The sequence below is a fragment of the Endozoicomonas sp. ISHI1 genome, assembly GCF_024606225.1.
Taxonomy (GTDB): Bacteria; Pseudomonadota; Gammaproteobacteria; order Pseudomonadales; family Endozoicomonadaceae; genus Endozoicomonas_A.
Map to the genome: position 1 here is coordinate 1 of NZ_JAGRPU010000055.1, position 20,741 is coordinate 20,741.

Sequence of the window (20,741 nt, forward strand, 5' to 3'; positions counted from 1 at the left end):
GCCGTGAAACCAGAAACTGGCAATTACCGGCAGAGGTATGGCTTAACCCTGAGCGATCAGAGAATCAGCAGCATTGTGATTTAGCTGCATAAGTTGAGGCGACATCTACCTTGAAAGTTACCGCAATGCAAGTAACCCCTGTAGCGATTCAGAAATTCTTGTCTATTCTCTGTTTGTTCTGCGAATAACAAGACCGGTCAATAATATTCCTCTATTTTTCAAGTGCAGAAAGTCAGCACAGGTTGTCCTGACTTTTTCTAACAGAACAGGAGGGTTGGGTTGGTGTTATTAACACAAGTTATTTGGAAAGATTTGAATACTTTTTTACCGTTTTTTCATGGCATTTGCACTTTTCCTAATGGTTATAATGACTGCGCAGTTGTGCCATTCCTCCACCATCATTGACCAACACTATCCCGATGGACGCAGGGCTCGGATTGAAATCAATAATGGCACAGATCCTCAGGGTATGAGTCAGTGGCGAATGAGTTTGCTGCTTCTGGAAGATTTCGATGACCAAAACAGCACCCTTTGCTTTAAGGCACCCGTGGTGTCAGCAGATTGGAACAGTATCGCACTATTGGTCAACAACCACTTGAGTAACTATTGCTATCAGCTGGTAATAGCCGCAAAGGAGCAAACATCCGTCTTCCAGGATGTCTCAAAACGTGCCTCTGAAAACAGCCTGCTTGTACGCTTGAAATCCAGGACGGCAGACAAACCGGAGTTGGCTTCTGTCGCCATCCACCAACTCCTGAGCGGCAAATCCCATGCTACCCCACTAACCCTTCTGGTTTACCCCGACAGGATGACTGACCCTGGGCTGGAAGTCGGCCAAACCCGAAATAGCACACTGACAATGACGGGAGACAGACTGGCTGGCAACGCAGATTTTTCCGGTGGAAGTTGGATCACTTTCACCTCAGCACCACAGTTTATGCGGCAGGACTGAAAGCTTCTCTGGGGCAATTGAGAGAACGGTTAACTGCGTAACTTGAGTTATTTTCCTGATCTATCCTTCCTCTCTGTACACCAGAATTCAAGGGTAGAATGACTAAACACTTACTCTTTGCAGGACCACTGTTACTCATGACATTGTCCGTCGTCTGTCAGGCTCAACCATTGACCAGACGTTTTGTTGTCGAGCTTGAACAAAAAGCAGGTGCTCCAAGCCAGAACGTTTTTATAACACCTGACCAACACACACTGTCGTGCACCTTGCCAGACATTGCCCGCACAAAAGGCTGTGCAGGATCAGATTTACCGTCTGATCATAAACAAGGCAGACTAAACGGTTGCGAGCTAAAAACGACCACCATTGAATCCATTTCGTGGCAGTGGCTTTACGCCAATCATCTGCTGGTAGTTTACGAACTGGTCCTGAACACCAAAAATACCCCTCTCAACTCCACCTCTTATTCATGGCTACCTGTAGAAATGGTTATCGCTGTCGGTTGGCTTTTAAAAAACTATTGGAATATCGACTCACCGTCGTTTAACCCGATGACACAAAAGGAGCTGTGTCAGGACCACCCGTTTTCGGCCATCATTACGATGCCTGGCACCGAAAATAATCAGCAACAACACCCGCCATCAGAGTCATCGGGGCAGCAAGCTCAGGAAGCCACCGCCCGCCCTGCTGGCTCTTTCAATAGCTTCCATTATTCTGACTCTGCCGGTGGTAGTGGAGGCTCACAGCAACATCGGCATACTCTGGGTTTAGATTGTTTCGTTTCTCCCTGTCATGGCGTTTGTCAATTCCGACCATCATCCGATAGCAGTGAGTCCGCTGAATGGCCGATGAATTCCGCAGCAAATTCGACAGGCCACACAGCAGCAACGCCCGGACAAAGCTCATGCCCACATGTCGACAATGGACACTGCCCGGAGTACGCAGGCCATGTGAATAACACAGATGTACTACTCATGGATGGCATTTCCCACCTCGCCGTCTCCGTGGACACTGACGTACCGCCGGAGTCCGATCCCTGTCCTATTTGTATGATTCACTTCCATGACCGTGATGTAGAGCTTGTGGTCGTCAAAAGCCAATGTTGTGGCAAGCGCTTCGATCTGGACTGTATTTCGAGGTGTTTTGTTCGACGCCCCATCGGCTCTCGCCGGTGTTTAATGTGCCGGCAAAATCCGATGCCTATGGTGAATGAAAACACCGGTGAATCCCACCCGGATACATTTTTTCCCGATCAGGCGTTTTATCGTGGCTGTTTTGAGGGGGATTTGGATCAGGTGGAGAAGTCACTGGCAGAAGGAGTCAATGTCAATGCCGTTATGAATAATGATCTCACTCCCTTGATGTTGACATGCATTCGGGGGCACAGGGACGTCTTCGAATGCCTGATCAACGCCGGTGCGGATCTCAATGAACGGACCAGGAATGGCGCCACCCTGCTGATCATCGCTGCCAAGAGGGGCCATGCCGACATCGTGAAAATCCTGATCGAAGCCAAAGCGGATTTCAACGCCCGAAATAAAGAAGGCACCTCCGCGCTGTACATCGCTGCCCAGGAAAATAACACTGACTGCGTAAAAATCCTGATCGAAGCCCGGGCGGATCTCAACGCCCGGCCTGACAATGACGCCACCCCGCTGACCATCGCTGCCCAGTATGGCCATACCGACATCGCGAAACTCCTGATCGAGGCCGGGGCTGATCTCAACGCCCGGAATAAGAATGGTTCCACCCCGCTGATCAATGCTGCCGGGAAGGGCTATATCGACATCGTGAAACTCCTGATCGAGGCCGGGGCTGATCTCAACGCCCGGAATAACAATGGCACCACCGCACTGATCATTGCTGCCCAGAATGGCCATACCGACATCGTGAAACTCCTGATCGAGGCCGGGGCTAATCTCAACGCCGGGAATAACAATGGCACCACCGCACTGATCATTGCTGCCCAGAATGGCCATACCAGCATCGTGAAACTCCTGATCAAGGCCAAAGCAGATTTCAACACCCGAAATAAAGATGGCACCTCCCCGCTGTACATCGCTGCCCAATACGGCCATAGCGACATCGTGAAACTCCTGATCGAGACCGGGGCTGATCTCAACGCCCGAAATAAGAATGGCTCCACCCCGCTGATCACTGCTGCCGGGAAGGGCCATACCGACATCGTGAAACTCCTGATCGAGGCCGGGGCTAATCTCAACGCCGGGAATAACAATGGCACCACCGCACTGATCATTGCTGCCCAGAATGGCCATACCGGCATCGTGAAAATCCTGATCGAAGCCAAAGCGGATTTCAACGCCCGAAATAAAAAAGGCACCTCCGCGCTGTACATCGCTGCCCAGGAAAACAACACTGATTGCGTAAAAATCCTGATCGAAGCCCGGGCGGATCTCAACGCCCGGCCTGACAATGGCGCCACCCCGCTGACCATCGCTGCCCAGTATGGCCATACCGACATCGCGAAACTCCTGATCGAGGCCGGGGCTGATCTCAACGCCCGGAATAAGAATGGTTCCACCCCGCTGATCAGTGCTGCCGGGAAGGGCTATACCGACATCGTGAAACTCCTGATCGAGGCCGGGGCTGATCTCAACGCCCTGAATAAGAATGGCACCACCCCACTGATCATTGCTGCCCAGAATGGCCATGCCAACATCGTGAAACTCCTGATCGAAGCCAAAGCGGATGTCAACGCCCGGCCTGACAATAACGCCACCCCGCTGTTCATCGCTGCCCAGAATGGCCATACCGACATCGTGAAACTCCTGATCGAGGCCGGGGCTGATCTCAACGCCCGGAATAAGAATGGCTCCACCCCGCTGATCACTGCTGCCAGGAAGGGCTATACCGACATCGTGAAACTCCTGATCGAGGCCGGGGCTGATCTCAACGCCCGGAATAACAATGGCACCACCGCACTGATCATTGCTGCCCAGAATGGCCATACTGACATCGTGAAACTCCTGATCGAGGCCAGAGTGGACCTCAACGCCCGGGCTAATAATGGTGTCACCGCACTGTTCATAGCTGTCCAACAAAATAACACCGACTGCGTGAAAGCCCTTATTAACGCCGGGGCGGATCTCGACGCTGCCACGTCGAATGGCGCCACCCCGCTACTCATTGCTGCTGAGGAAGGCAATACCGACTGTGTAAAAATCCTGATCGAAGCCGGAGCGGATCTCAACGCCCAGACTAACTATGGCACCACCCCGCTCTTCATCGCTGCCCAGATAGGCCATACCGACATCGTGAAACTCCTGATCAAGGCCAAAGCAGATCTCGACGCCCCACGAACTTCGGATGGCGCCACCCCACTTTCCATAGCGGCTGAGACAGGCAATACCGACTGCGTGAGAGCCCTGTCCGAGGCCGGGGCAAGGTAGGCAACAGAGACAAGTCAGGGAACAAAAGAAAAGCATTATCTTTTCCAGTAAACACAGCTTTCAGGTGTTAATGCGATCTACAAGAAACGGTGGAAAGTCGAGGTCTTGGCAGGACTGAAAGCTTCTCTGGGGCAATTGAGAGAACGGTTAACTGCGCAACTTGAGTTATTTTCCTGACCTATCCTTCCCCCCTTTAACACCAGAATGCAAGGGTAGAATGATTAAGCACTCACTCTTTACAGCACCACTGTTGCTGGTGACAATATCCGTCGTCTGTCAGGCTCAACCGTTGACAAGACGTTTTGTTGTCGAGTTTGAAAATAAAACAGGTTCTCAAAGCCAGAACTTTTCTATAACACCTGACCAGCACACACTGTCGGACACCTGGTCAGACATTGCCCTCATAAAAGGCTATGCAGGATCAGATTTACCCTCTGATGAGAAACAATGCAGAATAAAGAGCTGCGAGCTAAAAACGGCCATCATTAAATCCATTTCGTGGCAATGGCTTTATGCCAATCATCTGCTGTTGGGTTACCAACAGATCCTGACTACCAAAAATAACCCACTCAACTCCACCTCTTATTCATGGCTAACTGTAGAAATGGTTATCACTGTCGTTTGGCTTTTAAAGAGTTATTGGGATACTAAATCAGCGTCGTTTAATCCGATAGAACAAAAAGAGCCGTGTCATGATCATCCGCTGGCGGCCATCATTATGATGCCCGGCTCTGGAAATGCCCGGCAACAACACCCGACATCAGAGTCATCGGGGCAGCAAGCTCAGGAAGCCACCGCCCGCCCTGTAAGCTCTTTTAACAACTTCCTTTATTCTGACTCTGCCGGTGGTAACGGAGGTTCACAGCAACATCGGCATACTTTGGGTTTAGATTGTTTCGTCTTTCCCTGTCATGGCGTTTGTCAATTCCGACCATTATCCGATAGCAGTGAGCCCGCTGAATGGCCGATGAATTTCGCAGAAAATTCGACAGGTCAAACAGAAGCAACGCCCGGACAAAGCTCATGCCCACATGTGGACAATGGACACTACCCAGAGTGCGCTGGTCATGTAACTAACACAGATGTACTACTCATGGATGGCATTTCCAGCCCCGCTATCTCTGTGGACACTGACGTACTGCCGGAGTCCGACCCCTGTCCTATTTGTATGATTCACTTCCATGACCGTGATGAAGCGTTTGTGGTCGTCAAAAGCCAATGTTGTGGCAAGCGCTTCGATCTGGACTGTATTTCGAGGTGTTTTGTTCAACACCCCATCGGCTCTCGCCGGTGTGCAATGTGCCGACAAAATCCGATGCCTATGGTGAATGAAAACACCGGTGAATCTTACCCGGATAGATTTTTTCCCGATCAGACGTTTTATCGTGCCTGTTTTGAGGGGGATTTGGATCAGGTGGAGACGTCACTGGCAGAAGGAGTCAATGTCAATGCCTTTATGAATAATAGTCTTACTGCCTTGATGTTGGCATCCAGTCGGGGACACAAGGACGTCGTCAAATGCCTGATCAACGCCGGTGCGGATCTCAATGACCTGACCATGGATGGCGCCACCCCGCTGATCATCGCTGCCCAGAATGGCCATACCGACATCGTGAAACTCCTGATCGAAGCTAAAGCGGATTTCAACGCCCGCAATAAAGATGGCACCTCCGCGCTGTACATCGCTGCCCGGGAAAATAACACTGACTGCGTAAAAATCCTGATCGAAGCCCAGGCGGATCTCAACGCCCGGCCTGACAATGGCGCCACCCCGCTGTTCGTCGCTGCTGCAAAAGGCAATACCGACTGTGTGAAACTCCTGATCGAAGCCGGAGCGGATCTCAACGCCCAGAATAACAATGACTCCACCCCGCTGTTCATCGCTGCCCAGAATGGCCATACCGATATCGTGAAACTCCTGATCGAGGCCAAAGCGGATCTCAACATCCAGACTAACAAGGGTGCCACCCCGCTGATCATCGCTGCCCAGAATGGCCATACCAACATCGTGAAACTCCTGATCGAAGCTCAGGCGGATCTCAACGCCCGGAATAAAAATGGCACCACCCCGCTGATCGTTGCTGCCCAGAATGGCCATACCAACATCGTGAAACTCCTGATCGAAGCTCAGGCGGATCTCAACGCCCGGGCCAGGAATGGCGGCACCGCACTGTTCATCGCTGCCCAACAAAATAACATCGACTGCGTGAAAGTCCTGATTAACGCCGGGGCGGATCTCGACGCTGCCATGTCGAATGGGGCCACCCCTCTGCTCATTGCTGCTGCGGAAGGCAATACCGACTGTGTAAAAATCCTGATCGAAGCCGGAGCGTATCTCAACGCCCGGAATAACAATGGCATAACCCCGCTGTTCATGGCTGTCCAGAATGGCCATACCGACATCGTGAAACTCCTGATTGAAGCTCAGGCGGATCTCAACGCCCGGGCCAGGAATGGCGGCACCGCAATTTTCATCGCTGTCGAACAAAATAACACTGACTGCGTAAAAGTCTTGATTGACGCCGGGGCGGATCTCGACACTGCCATGTCGAATGGCGCCACCCCGCTGCTCATTGCTGCTGCGGAAGGCAATACCAACTGTGTAAAAATCCTGATCGAAGCCGGAGCGGATCTCAACGCCCAGAATAACGATGGCATAACCCCGCTGTTCATGGCTGCCCAGAATGGCCATACCGACATCGTGAAACTCCTGATCGAGGCTAAAGCGGATCTCAACACCCAGACTAACAAGGGTGCCGCCCCAATGTTCATCGCTGCCCAGAATGGCCATACCGGCATCGTGAAACTCCTGATCGAAGCCCGGGCGAATCTCAACACCCGGAATAACAATGGCACCACCCCGCTGATCGTTGCTGCCCAGAATGGCCATACCGACATCGTGAAACTCCTGATCGAAGCTCAGGCGAATCTCAACGCCCGGGCCAGGAATGGCGGCACCGCACTGTTCATCGCTGTCCAACAAAATAACACCGACTGCGTGAAAATCCTGATCAAGGCCAAAGCGGATCTCAACACCCAGACTAACAAGGGTGCCACCCCGCTGTTCATCGCTGCCCAGAATGGCCATACCGACATCGTGAAACTCCTGATCGAAGCCGGAGCAGATCTCAACGCCCGGAATAACAATGGCACCACCCCGCTGTTCATCGCTGCCCAGAATGGCCATACCGACATCCTGAAACTCCTGATTGAGGCCAAAGCGGATCTCAACACCCAGACTAACAAGGGTGCCACCCCGCTGTTCATCGCTGCCCAGAATGGCCATACCGACTGTGTAAAAATCCTGATCGAAGCCGGAGCGGATCTCAACGCCCAGAAAAACAATGGCATAACCCCGCTGTTCGTTGCTGCTTCAAAAGGCAATACCGGCTGCGTGAAAGTCCTGATCAATGCCGGTGCGGATCTCAACGCCGCGGCGTGGGGTGGCGCAACTCCAATGTCCATCGCAACCGAGATGGGCAATACCGACTGCGTAAAAGCCCTGACCGAGGCCGGGGCAAGGTAGGTAACAGAGGCAAAGACAGGGAACAAAAGAAAGGCGTTATCTTATCCGAAAAACACGCCTCTCAGGTGTTCCCATCTTCTGAGTGTTTGAAATGGGTGATTATTTAGTCACTGCAGACTTTGTAGTCATAGAGAAAGTGAAGTTGGATCACTTTCACCTCAGCACCACAGTTTATGGGGCAGGCCTGAATGTTTCTCCGGGGCAATTGAGAGAACGGTTAACCGCGTAACTTGAGTTATTTTCCTGATCTATCCTTCCTCTCTGTACACCAGAGTTCAAGGGTAGAATGATTAAACACTCACTCTTTGCAGCACCGCTGTTACTCATGACATTGTCTGTCATCTGTCAGGCTCAACCGTTGAAAAGACGTTTTGTTGTCGAGCTTGAACAGAAAACAGGTTCTCCAAACCAGAACGTTTCTATAACACCTGACCAACACACACTATCGTACACCTTGTCAGACATTGCTCACACAAAAGGCTGTGCAGGATCAGATTTACCGCCTGATGAGAAACAAGGCAGATTAATCGGTTGCGAGCTAAAAACGACCATTATTGAATCCATTTCGTGGCCATGGCTTGACACCAATTATCTGCTGATGGGTTACGAACTGATCCTGACCAGCAAAAATACTCCTCTCAGCTCCACCTCTTACTCATGGCTACCTGTAGAAGTGGTTGTCACTGTCGTTTGGCTTTTAAAGAGTTATTGGGATACTAAATCAGCGTCGTTTAATACGATAGAACAAAAAGAGCCGTGTCAGAATCATCCGTTGGCGGCCATCATTATGATGCCTGGCTCTGGAAATGATCAGCAACAACGCCCGCCATCAGAGTCATCGGGGCAGCAGGCTCAGGAAGCCACCGCCCGCCCTGTAAGCTCTTTTAACAACTTCCTTTATTCTGACTCTGCCGGTGGTAACGGAGGTTCACAGCAACATCGGCATACTTTGGGTTTAGATTGTTTCGTCTTTCCCTGTTATGGCGTTTGTCAATTCCGACCATTATCCGATAGCAGTGAACCCGCTGAATGGCCGATGAACCCCACAGAAAACTTGACAGGCCACACAGACGCAACGCCTGAACAAAGCTCATGCCCACATTCAAACAATGGACACTGCTCAGAGTGCACGGGTCATGTGACTGACACGGATGTTTTACCCATGAATGGCATTGCTCACCCCGCTGTCCCCATGGACACTGACACAGCATTGGAGTCCGATCCCTGTCCTATTTGTCTGTTTCACTTCCATGGTCGTGATTCAGCGCCTGTGGTCGTCAAAACCCAATGTTGTGGCCACCACTTCGATCTGGACTGTATTTCGAAGTGTTTTGTTGACCAGCCTATCGGCTCTCGCCGTTGTGCAATGTGCCGGCAGGACCCGATGCCTATGGTGAATGTGAACACCGGTGAATCTCACCCGGATACATTTTTCCCCGATCAGGCGTTTTATGAAGCCTGTTTTGAGGGGGATTTGGATCAAGTGGAGAAGTCATTGGCTGAGGGAGTCAATGTCAATGCCGTTATGGATAATGATCTCACTGCGTTGATGTTGGCATCAGGTCAGGGGCACAAGGACATCGTCGAACGCCTGATCAACGCCGGGGGCGATCTCAACGCCCGTTCTGAGGATGGTGCCACCGCGCTGTTCATCGCTACCCAGGAAAATAACACCGACTGCCTGAAACTCCTGATCGAAGCCGGGGCGGATCTTAACGCCCGGACTGAGGATGGCGTCACCGCGCTGTTCATGGCCGCTGCGGACGGCAATACCGGCAGCTTGAAAGCCCTGATCAAAGCCAAGGTTGATCTCAACGCCTGTAATATGCATGGCGCCACCCCGCTGTTCATTGCTGCCCAACAAAATAACGTCGACTGCGTGAAAGCTCTGATCGAGGCCGGGGCGGATCTCAACGCCCCCCGAACCAAGGATGGCGCCACCCCGCTGTTGATCGCTGCCCAGGAAGATAACACCAACAGCTTGAAAATCCTGATCGAAGCCGGGGCGGATCTAAACGCCGCCATGCTGGATGGCCCCACCCCGCTGTTCTTCGCTGCCCAGGAAAATAACATCGACTGCGTGAAAGTCCTGATCAACGGCGGGGCTGATCTCAACGCTGCCTTGCCGAATGGTGCCACCCCGCTCTACATAGCTGCTGAGATGGGCAACACTGACTGCTTGAAAGCCCTGATCGAAGCACGGGCTGATCTCAACGCCCAGACTGACGGTGGCGCCACCCCGCTGTTCATCGCTGCCCAAAAAAATAACATCGACTGCCTAAAAATCCTGACCGAAGCCAGAGCTGATCTCAACGCCCGGACTGAGGATGGCGCCACTGCCCTGTTCATCGCTGCCCAGGAAAATAACGCCGACTGCGTGAAAATCCTGATCGGAGCCAAGGCAGATCTCAACGCCCGGACTTCGGATGGCGCCACCCCGCTGTTCATCGCTGCCCAGGAAAATAACATCGACTGCGTGAAAGTCCTGATCAACGCCGGGGCTGATCTCAACGCTGCCATGTCGAATGGCGCCACCCCGCTGTCCGTCGCAATCTTGATGAGCAATAACGACTGTGTGAAAGCCCTGACCAGGGCCGGGGCAAGGCATGGAACAAAAGAAAGGCATTATTTAATCCAGTAAACACGGCTTTCGGGTGTACCTATCTTCTGAGTTTTTGAAATGGGTGATGATTTAGTCACAGCAAACTTTATAGTCATAGAGAAAGTGAAGCTGAATCACTTTCAGCTCTGAACCAAAATCTACATGGCATGACTGAAAGCTTCTCTGGGGCAGTTCAGAGAATAGCTAACTGCGTAACTTGCGTTCTTTCCTTGATCTATCCTCCCTCTCTGTACACCAGAATGCAGGGATAGAATGATTAAACACTCGCTCTTTGCAGCACCACTATTGCTAATGACATTGTCCGTCGTCTATCAGGCTCAGGCATTGACAAAATGTTTTGTTGTCGAGCTTGAGCAGAAAGCGGGTGCTCCAAACCAGAACTTTTCTATAACACCTGACCTGCATACATTGCCGGGTACCTTCTCAGACATTGCCGACACAGAAGGCTGTGCAGGATCAGGTTTACCGTCTGATGAGAAACAAGTCAGATTAAACGGTTGCGAGCTAAAAAAGACCCTCATTGAATCAATTTCATGGCAATGGCTTTACACCACTCATCTGCTGGTCGGTTACCAACTGATCCTGACCACCAAAAATACCCCACTCAGCTCCACCTTTTATTCATGGCTACCTCCAGAAGTGGTTGTCGCTGTCGGTTGGCTTTTAAAAAGCTATTGCAATACTGAACCACAGTCGTTTAACATAATAATACAAAAAGAGCTGCATCAGTTTCATCCGCTGGCGGCCATCATTACGATGCCCGGCTCTGGAAATACCCGGCAACAATGCTCACCATCAGACTCATCGGGGCAGCAGGCCCGGGCAGCTAACGTCGAACCAACAGGCTCTTTCAACAGCTTCCTTTATTCTGACTCTGCCGATGGTAGCGGAGGCTCACAGCAACATCAGCATACTTTGGGTTTAGATTGTTTCGTCTTTCCCTGTCATGGCGTTTGTCAATTCCGACCATTATCCGATAGCAGTGAACCCGCTGAATGGCCGATGAACCCCACAGAAAATTTGACAGGCCACACAGACGCAACGCCTGAACAAAACTCATGCCCACATTTAAACAATGGACACTGCTCAGAGTGCCCGGGTCATGTGACTGACACGGATGTTTTACCCATGAATGGCATTGCTCACCCCGCTGTCCCCATGGACACTGACACAGCATTGGAGTCCGATCCCTGTCCTATTTGTCTGGTTCACTTTCATGATCGTGATGAAACGCTTGTGATCGTGAAAAGCCAATGTTGTCGCCACCGCTTCGACCTGGACTGTATTTCGAGGTGTTTTGTTGACCAGTCCATCGGCTCTCGCCGTTGCGCAATGTGTCGGCAAGACCCGATGCCTATGCTGAATGAGAACACCGGCGAGTCTCACTCTGATACATTTTTTCCCGATCAAGCGTTTTATCGTGGCTGTTTTAGGGGGGATTTGGATCAATTGGAGAAGTCATTGGCAGAAGGAGTCAATGTCAATGCGGCTTTGGATGATTTCACTGCCTTGATGCTGGCATCCATTCTGGGGCACAAAGACATTGTCGAGCGCCTGATCAACGCCGGGGCGAATCTCAACGCCCGGAACAAGAATGGAGCCACTGCACTGTTCATGGCGGCCCAGGAAAATAACACTGACTGCGTAAAAATCCTGATCGAAGCCAAGGCGGATCTCAACGCCCGGACTATGGATGGTGCCACCCCGCTGTTGATCGCTGCCAAGAAGGGTCATACCGACATCGTGAAACTCCTGATTGAAGCCAAAGCGGATCTCAACGCCCGAATTAAGGATGGTGCCACCGCGCTGTTCATCGCAGCCCAGAGGGGTCGTACTGTCATCGTGAAAATCCTGATCGAAGCCAAGGCAGATCTCAACGCCCGGACTAAGGATGACGCCACCCCGCTGTTCATCGCAACCCAGAAGGGCTATACACTCATCGTGAGACTCCTGATCAAAGCCAAGGCAGATCTCAACGCCCGGACTACGCGTGGTGTCAACTCACTGTACATCGCTGCCCAGAACGGCCATACCGACATTGTGAAAGCCCTGATCGAAGCCGGGGCAGATCTCAACGCCCGGACTACGGTTGGCGTTACCTCACTGTATATCACAGCCCAGAACGGTTATACCAACATCCTTGAACTCCTGATCGAAGCCAGGGCAGATCTCAACGCCTGCAGTGAGAATGGCGTCACTCCGCTGTTCATCGCAGCTGAGAATGGCAATACCGACTGCGTAAAAGCCCTGATCAACGCCGGGGCAAACGTCAACGCCGTCAGGACTTTGGGTGATGCCAGCCCGCTCTTCATCGCTGCCCAGAAGGGCTATACCGACATCCTGAAACTCCTGATCGAAGCCAAGGCAGATCTCAATGCCCGGACTACGAGTGGCGCCACCCCGCTGCTCGTTGCAGCATATAATGGCCATACCGACATCGTGAAACTCCTGATCGAAGCCAGGGCAGATCTCAACGCCTGCGATGAGAATGGCATCAACTCGCTATTCATCGCAGCTGAGAGGGGCAATACCGACTGCGTAAAAGCCCTGATCAACGCCGGGGCGAACGTCAATGCATTCAGGACTTTGGATGGTGCCAGCCCGCTCTTCATCGCTGCCCAGAAGGACTATGCCGACATCGTGAAACTCCTGATCAACGCCGGAGCGGATCTCAACGCCCGGACTTCGAGTGGCGCCACCCCGCTGCTCGTTGCAGCATATAATGGCCATACCGACATCGTGAAACTCCTGATCAACGCCGGAGCGGATCTCAACACCTCCCGGACCCCGGATGGCACCACCCCGCTTTTCATCGCGGCCCGGAAGGGCCATACCGACATCGTGAAACTCCTGATCAACGTCGGCGCGGATCTCAACACCTCCCGGAACCCGGATGGCGCCACCCCGCTGTTCATCGCAGCCCTCAAGGGCAATAACGACTGCGTGGAAGCCCTGATCGAGGCAGGGGCAGAGTAAATATCAGAGGCAAGTCAGGAAACAAAAGAAAGGCGTTATCTTATCCAGAAAAACACGGCTTTCAAGTGTTAAGGCGATCTTCAGGAAACGATGAAAAGTTGAGATCCTGTCAGGGCTGAAAACTTCCCTGATGCAGTTGAGAGAGAACGGTTAACGGCGTAACTTGAGTTATTTTCTTGATCTATCCTTCCCCTCTGTACACCAGAATGCAGGGATAGAATGATTAAACACTCGCTCTTTGCAGCACCACTGCTGCTAATAACATTGTCCGTCGTCTGTCAGGCTCAGGCATTGACAAAACGTTTTGTTGTCGGGCTTGAACAGAAAACAGGTTCCCCAAATCATAACGTTTCTATAACACCTGACCTGCATACATTGCCGGGTACCTTCTCAGACATTGCCGACACAGAAGGCTATGCAGGATCAGGTTTACCGTCTGATGAGAAACAAGTCAGATTAAACGGTTGCGAGCTAAAAAAGACCCTCATTGAATCAATTTCATGGCAATGGCTTTACGCCACTCATCTGCTGGTCGGTTACCAACTGATCCTGACCACCAAAAATACCCCTCTCAGCTCCACCTCTTATTCATGGCTACCTCCGGAAGTGGTTGTCGCTGTCGGTTGGCTTTTAAAAAGTTATTGGAATACTAAATCACCGTCGTTTAACCCGGTAACACAAAAAGAGCTGTGTCAGAATCAACCACTGGCAGCGATCATTACGATGCCCGGCTCTGGAAATGCCCGGCAACAATGCCCACCATCAGAGTCATCGGGGCAGCAAGCCCGGGCAGCTAGCATCGAACCAACAGGCTCTTTCAACAGCTTCCTTTATTCTGACTCCGCCGGTGGTAGTGGAGGCTCACAGCAACATCAGCATACTTTGGGTTTAGATTGTTTCGTCTTTCCCTGTCATGGCGTTTGTCAATTCCGACCATTATCCGATAGCAGTGAGCCCGCTGAATGGCCGATGAACCCCACAGAAAATTTGACAGTCCACACAGGCGCAACGCCTGAACAAAGCTCATGCCCACATTTGGACAACGGACACTGTATGGAGTGCGCAGGTCGTGTGAATAAGACAGATACACTACTCATGGATGGCATTGCTCGCCCCTCTGCCCCCATGGATACTGACATAACGCTGGAGTCCGATCCCTGTCCTATTTGTCTGGATCATTTTCATGATCGTGATGAAGCACTTGTGATCGTCAAAAGCCGATGTTGTGGCCACCGCTTCGACCTGGACTGTATTTCGAGGTGGTTTGTTGACCAGCCCATCGGCTCTCGCCGGTGTTCAATGTGTCGGCAAGACCCGATGCCTATGCTGAATGAGAACACCGGCGAGTCTCACCCTGATACATTTTTCCCCGATCAAGCGTTTTATCTTGCGTGTTTTTGGGGGGATTTGGATCAATTGGATAAGTCACTGGCAGAAGGAGTCAATGTCAATGGGGTTATGGATGATTTCACTGCCTTGATGCTGGCATCCTCTTTGGGGCACAAAGACATTGTCGAGCGCCTGATCAACGCCGGGGCGAATCTCAACGCCCGGAACAAGAATGGGGCGACTGCACTGTTCATGGCAGCCCAGGAAAATAACACTGACTGCGTAAAAATCCTGATCGAAGCCAAGGCGGATCTCAACGCCCGGACTGAGGATGGCACCACTGCCCTTTTCATCGCTGCTGCGAAAGGCAATACCGGCTGCGTGAAAGCCCTGATCAACGCCGGAGCAGACGTCGACGCCGCACGGACCTCGGATGGCATCACCCCGCTGTTCATCGCTGCCCAGGAAAATAATACTGACAGCCTGAAAGCCCTGATCGAAGCCAAGGCGAATATCAACGCCGTCCGGCCTTCGGATGACGCCACCCCGCTGTCCATTGCTGCCCAGGAAAATAACATCGACTGCGTTAATGTCCTGATCGAAGCCAAGGCGAATCTCAACGCCCCCTGTTCGATTGGTGCCACCGCATTGTTCATGGCTGCTCTGGAAAATGACACTGACTGCCCGGAAGTCCCGATTGAAGCCAAAGCAGATCTCAACGTCGCCCGGATTTCGGATGGTGCCACCTCGTTGCACCTCGCTGCCCAAAAAAATAACACCGACAGCTTGAAAAGCCTGATCGAAACCGGGGAGGATCTCAACGCCCGGACTGAGGATGGCGCCACCCCGCTGTTCATCGCCGCTGCGAAAGGCAATACCAACTGTGTGAAAGTCCTGATCAAAGCCGGGGCAGATCTCAACGCCGCCCTGCCGGATGGCGCCACCTCGCTGTTCATCGCCGCTGCGAGAGGCAATACTGACTGCGTGAAAGTCCTGATCGACGCCGGGGCGGATCTCAACGCCACCTTGTTTGATGGCACCACCCCGCTGTTCATCGCTACCCAGGAAAATAACACCAACAGCGTGAAAATCCTGATCGAAGCCGGGGCGGATCTCAACGCTGCCTTGTTGGATGGCACCACCCCGCTGTTCATCGCTGCTCAGGAAAATAACATCAACAGCGTAAAAATCCTCATCGAAGCCGGGGCAGATCTCAACGCTGCCTTGTTGGATGGCACCACCCCGCTGTTCATCGCTGCCCAGGAAAATAACATCGACAGCGTGAAAATCCTGATTGAGGCGAGGGCGGATCTTAACGCCCCCCGGACTACGGATGGCGCCACCGCGCTGCATATCGCTACTCAAGAAAATAACACCGAGATCGTGAAACTCCTGATCGAAGCCAAGGCGGATATCAACGCCGCCTTGTCAGGTGGCACCACCCCGCTCTCCATCGCAACCAAGATGGGCAATACCGACTGCGAGAGACTCCTGATCTGCGCTTGGGCAAGGTAGGGAATAAAGACAAGCAAGGAAACCAAAGAAAGGCGTTATCTTATCCGGAAAACGCGGCTTTCAGGTGTTAAGGCTCTTCAGGAAACGGCGGAAAGTCGGACTCTTGGATGACATCAATCCCGTATTGACCTTGTTGCGCTGGTTATTTTTGGCCTCATCCGGATGGGTTCAGTCAACCTGTCCCGTATTGCCCGAACTATGGGGCACGGTGCCGAGATTCTGTTATTTTCCCGGATCAGTGCTCTTCTTCAACTGGGTTCCACTGATTTCAATATTTTTTGAACTTTCATTATAAAACCGACTCCAACAGATCGAATCCATTTTAAACGTCCTTTCCAGGCGAGAATAAATACTGACTTTGAAGCTACGGATCAATCAGAGATGAACACTATCAACAGCAATTCCGGGACACAAGAACCACTCTTGTCAACACCTGTGCAACAACCGCTGGAGGAAGCACTATCGGGCGTCAGTGCAGGTAGGGACGTTACTCCTTATTACAACAATAACGCTCCATTCTTGTATTTGCCCGAATTAACACAGTTAGAGATTGTTCGCTATTTGGGTTTACGAGAGGTTACCCGTTTAGCAAAGGTATGCCGATATTTTCGCGATCTTGTTAAAGACAATAACGCTTTGGGAAGAGCATGGAATCGCCGGTTTCCTTCACCATACCTGGACCAACTAAAGGCCACCCTTAAAACAAAAGATGAGCAACAACTCCGTAATTGGTTGGAGCCGTTTGCTAATAAGGGCACTGTCGAGACACTCATTGAACAACGAAAGAATATTTATTTTCCTCTTCAGTTACTTTTCACCAACAGTCAACTGATGTCTTTATGCAGAAAATTTGAGTTAGTAGAAACACTCAAAATTACCCATGGTGGTAAAGTCCGTGAAGCCACTTTCAGCTCCGATGGGCAGCACCTGGCAACCGCCAGTAGTGATCACACAGCAAAAATCTACTGCCGGGAGGCCAATGGATCATGGGAAGTAAAAGACACCATTACCCATAATCGTTTGGTCTCTTCAGCCAGCTTCAGCTCTGATGGTCGTTATCTGGTCACCGCCTGTGACGATGGCACAGCAAAAATTCATGGTCTGGAGGATCATGGATCTTGGGAAGAAAAGGCCTGCATTTCCCATAAGAATTACATCAATTCAGCGACTTTCAGTGCTGATAGCCGCCGTGTGGTGACCCACAGTTCACATAATACGGTGAAAATCATTGGTCGAAGGAACAATGACTCATGGGAAGTAGAGGACACTTTTCATAGAAATCTGATCACTTCGGCCACGCTCAGCCCTGATGGCCGTCACATGATAATTTTTGCTTCAAGGGATTGCGTTATAGAAATTCATGGCCAGTTGGACTCGGGATTATGGGTAGTCACATCCACTATTAAACTAGAAGACCCTGTCTTCCTGGCCAACTTCAGCCCCAATAGCTGCCATCTGATCCTCAGCACTAGCACTCATAGTAATGACGCAGCAATAATCTATGACCTGCAGGCTGATGGATCGTGGAAAGAAATGGACACGATTGAACATAATGGGTTGATCCAATCAGTCAACTTCAGCGCCGACTGCCGCCATGTGGTGACCGCCAGTGATGATAAAATGGCGAAAATCCATAGCCAGAATGCTGGATCATGGGAAGAAAAAGCCTGCATCAAACACTATAGGGAAGTCACCTCAGCAAACTTCAGTGCCGATTGCCAGCATGTGGTAACCACCAGTGATGACACAGCGAAAATCATCAGCCTGCAGACCGGTGGATCATGGGCACTAAAAGCCCGCATTGTCCATCAGGATCAAGTCGCCTCAGCCACCTTCAGTGCGGATGCTTGTCATGTGCTGACCGCCAGTGTCGACGGTGTAGTGAAAATTTATGGTCTGGAGACCAACGGGTCATGGCTGCGAAAAGCCTTCATTCAAAAAGAGGAAGGATTAGCCGCAGCCAGTTTCAGCCCCGATAGCCGAAATGTGATGACCGTCTGTAAAGATAACACGGTGAGGATCACTGAACTTCGGAAGAAGTATTGATGATCGAATGGGCGTACTTTTTTGCTGAGAACCGGTGAAAGTCGACGTCCTGGCGGGGCTGAAAGCCTCTCTGGGGCAGTTTGTAACAACTAGCGTTATTTCCTGATCTATCCTTCCCCTCTTCACACCAGAATGCAAGGATAGAATGATTAAACACTCACTCTTTGCAGCACCACTGTTACTCATGACATTGTCCGTCTTCTGTCAGGCTCAACCGTTGACAAGAGGTTTTGTTGTCGAGTTTGTTGTCGAGTTTGTTGTCGAGATTGAGATTAAAGCGTCGTTTAATCCGATGAAACAAAAAGAGCCGTGTCAGGATGACCCGCTTGCGGCCATCATTATGATGCCTGCCTCTGGAAATGACCAGCAACAATACCCGCCATCAGAGTCAGCGGGGCAGCATGCTCGGGGGGCCACCGCCTGCCCCGCAGGCTCTTTCAACAGCTTCCTTTATTCTGAATCTGCCGATGGTAACGGAGGCTCACAGCAATATCTGCACACTTTGGGTTTAGATTGTTTCGTCTTTCCCTGTCATGGCATTTGTCAATTCCGACCACCATCCGGTAGCAGTGGGTCTGCTGAATGGCCGATGGATTCCGCAGAAAATTCGACAGGCCAGACAGACGCAACACCCGAACAAAGCTCATACCCACATTTGGACAGTGGACACTGCCCGGAGCGCGCAGGTCATATGACTGACACAGATGTACTACTCATCGATGGCATTGCTCGCCACGCTGTCCCCATGGACACTGACGTAGCATTGGAGTCCGACCCCTGTCCTATTTGTCTGGTTCACTTCCATGGCCGTGATGAAGCACTTGTGATCGTCAAAAGCCAATGTTGTGGCAAGCACTTCGATCTGGACTGTATTTCGAAGTGTTTTGTTCAACAGCCCTTCGGCTCTCGCTGGTGTGTAATGTGTCGGCAAGACCCGATGCCTATGGTGAATGAGCACACCGGTGAATCTCATCCGGATACATTTTTCCCCGATCGGGCGTTTTATCGTGCCTGTTTTGAGGGGGGGTTGGATCATGTGGAGAAGTCACTGGCAGAGGGAGTCAATGTCAATGCCGTTTTGAGTGATGATTTCACTGCCCTGATGTTGGCATCTGGCAATGGGCACAAGGACGTCGTCGGACGTCTGATCAACGCCGGGGCGAATATCAACGCCGCCTGTTCGAACGGTGTCACCTCAGTGTATATAGCAGCTCAGATGGGCCATACCGACATTGTGAAAGCCCTGATCGAAGCCGGAGCGGATCTCGCAGCCCGGACTGAGGATGACAACACCGCGCTGTTCATCGCTGCCGGGAAGGGCAACACTGACTGCGTGAAAGTCCTGATCAACGCCGGGGCAGACGTCAACGCTGTCCGGACCTCGGATGGCGCCACCCCGCTGTTCATCGCAGCCCAACAAAATAACAGCGACTGCGTGAAAGCTCTGATCGAAGCGCGGGTGGACCTCAACGCCAGGACTGAAGGTGGCGCCACCCCGCTGTTCATCGCTGCTGCGAAAGGCAATACCGACTGCGTAAAAGCCCTGGTCGAAGCCGGGGCGGATCTCAACGCCCAGACTCAGGATGGTGCTACTCCACTGTTCATGGCTGCAAAAGAAAATAACACCGAGTGCCTGAAAATCCTGATCGAAGCCGAGGCGGATCTCAATATCGCCTTTTCGGATGGTGCCACCCCGTTGTTCGTCGCTGCAGCGAAAGGCAATACCGGCTGTGTACAAGTCTTGATCAAAGCCGGGGCGGATCTCAACACTTCCCGGACTTCGGATGGCGCCACCCCACTTTACATCGCAGCCGAGACGGGCAACACTGACTGCGTGAAAGCTCTGATCGGAGCCGGGGCGGATCTCAACGCCCGGAATCAGGATGGCGCCACCCCGCTCCTGATCGCTGCCGAAATGGGCAACACCGACTGCGTGAAAATCCTGATCGAAGCCAAAGCGGAACTCAATGCTGCCTTGTCGAATGGCGTCACCCCACTGTTCATCGCAGCCTGGAAGGGCAATACCCACTGCGTAGATGTCCTGATCAACTTCGGGGCGGATCTCAACGCCCAGATTAAGAATGGCTTCACCCCACTGTTCGTCGCTGCCGCGAAAGGCAATACCGACTGCGTGAAAGTTCTGATCAATGCCGGGGCTGATCCCAACGCCGCCTTGTCGAATGGCACTACTCCTCTCTCCATCGCGTCGGAGATGGACAGAACCGACTGCGTGAAAGCCCTGACCGAGGCAGGGGCAAGGTAGGGGGACAGAGGCAAGTATACACGGCTTTCATGCGCTCCCATCTTATGAGTTTTTGAAATGCGTGATGATTTAGCCACAGCAAACTTTGATAGACATACAAT

General features: G+C 51.8%; 8 protein-coding genes. All 8 read left to right on the forward strand.

The window, feature by feature from the left end; genetic code table 11:
* The first annotated feature begins 367 nt into the window (after window positions 1-367).
* The 8 genes from KBW69_RS21410 (at window position 368) to KBW69_RS21445 (ending at window position 20,640) form a co-directional block, all read left to right on the forward strand.
* Window positions 368-952 carry a hypothetical protein gene (locus KBW69_RS21410; RefSeq protein ID WP_257274909.1) on the forward strand — a complete coding sequence of 195 codons (585 nt, stop codon included), beginning with the start codon at window positions 368-370 and terminating at the stop codon, window positions 950-952.
* Between the two features lie 98 nt (window positions 953-1,050).
* Entirely contained in the window at window positions 1,051-4,362 is a 3,312-nt protein-coding gene (locus KBW69_RS21415; protein ID WP_257282215.1) for an ankyrin repeat domain-containing protein, read from the forward strand.
* Between the two features lie 217 nt (window positions 4,363-4,579).
* A complete protein-coding gene (locus tag KBW69_RS21420; protein ID WP_257282216.1) occupies window positions 4,580-7,888 on the forward strand; it encodes an ankyrin repeat domain-containing protein in 3,309 nt (1,102 codons plus the stop codon).
* A gap of 286 nt (window positions 7,889-8,174) precedes the next feature.
* Window positions 8,175-10,529, forward strand: coding sequence for an ankyrin repeat domain-containing protein (locus tag KBW69_RS21425; RefSeq protein ID WP_257282217.1), 2,355 nt, complete (start codon window positions 8,175-8,177; stop codon window positions 10,527-10,529).
* Between the two features lie 234 nt (window positions 10,530-10,763).
* Window positions 10,764-13,487 carry an ankyrin repeat domain-containing protein gene (locus KBW69_RS21430; protein ID WP_257282218.1) on the forward strand — a complete coding sequence of 908 codons (2,724 nt, stop codon included), beginning with the start codon at window positions 10,764-10,766 and terminating at the stop codon, window positions 13,485-13,487.
* 219 nt (window positions 13,488-13,706) lie between these two features.
* Complete coding sequence (locus tag KBW69_RS21435) at window positions 13,707-16,331, forward strand: ankyrin repeat domain-containing protein (protein ID WP_257282219.1); 2,625 nt, start codon at window positions 13,707-13,709, stop codon at window positions 16,329-16,331.
* Between the two features lie 381 nt (window positions 16,332-16,712).
* Window positions 16,713-18,377 (forward strand): F-box/WD repeat-containing protein, encoded by a 1,665-nt coding sequence (locus KBW69_RS21440; RefSeq protein ID WP_257282220.1) that lies wholly within the window; start codon window positions 16,713-16,715, stop codon window positions 18,375-18,377.
* Between the two features lie 145 nt (window positions 18,378-18,522).
* Window positions 18,523-20,640, forward strand: a complete 2,118-nt coding sequence (locus KBW69_RS21445; RefSeq protein ID WP_257282221.1) for an ankyrin repeat domain-containing protein — start codon at window positions 18,523-18,525, stop codon at window positions 20,638-20,640.
* The last annotated feature ends 101 nt before the right edge of the window (window positions 20,641-20,741 follow it).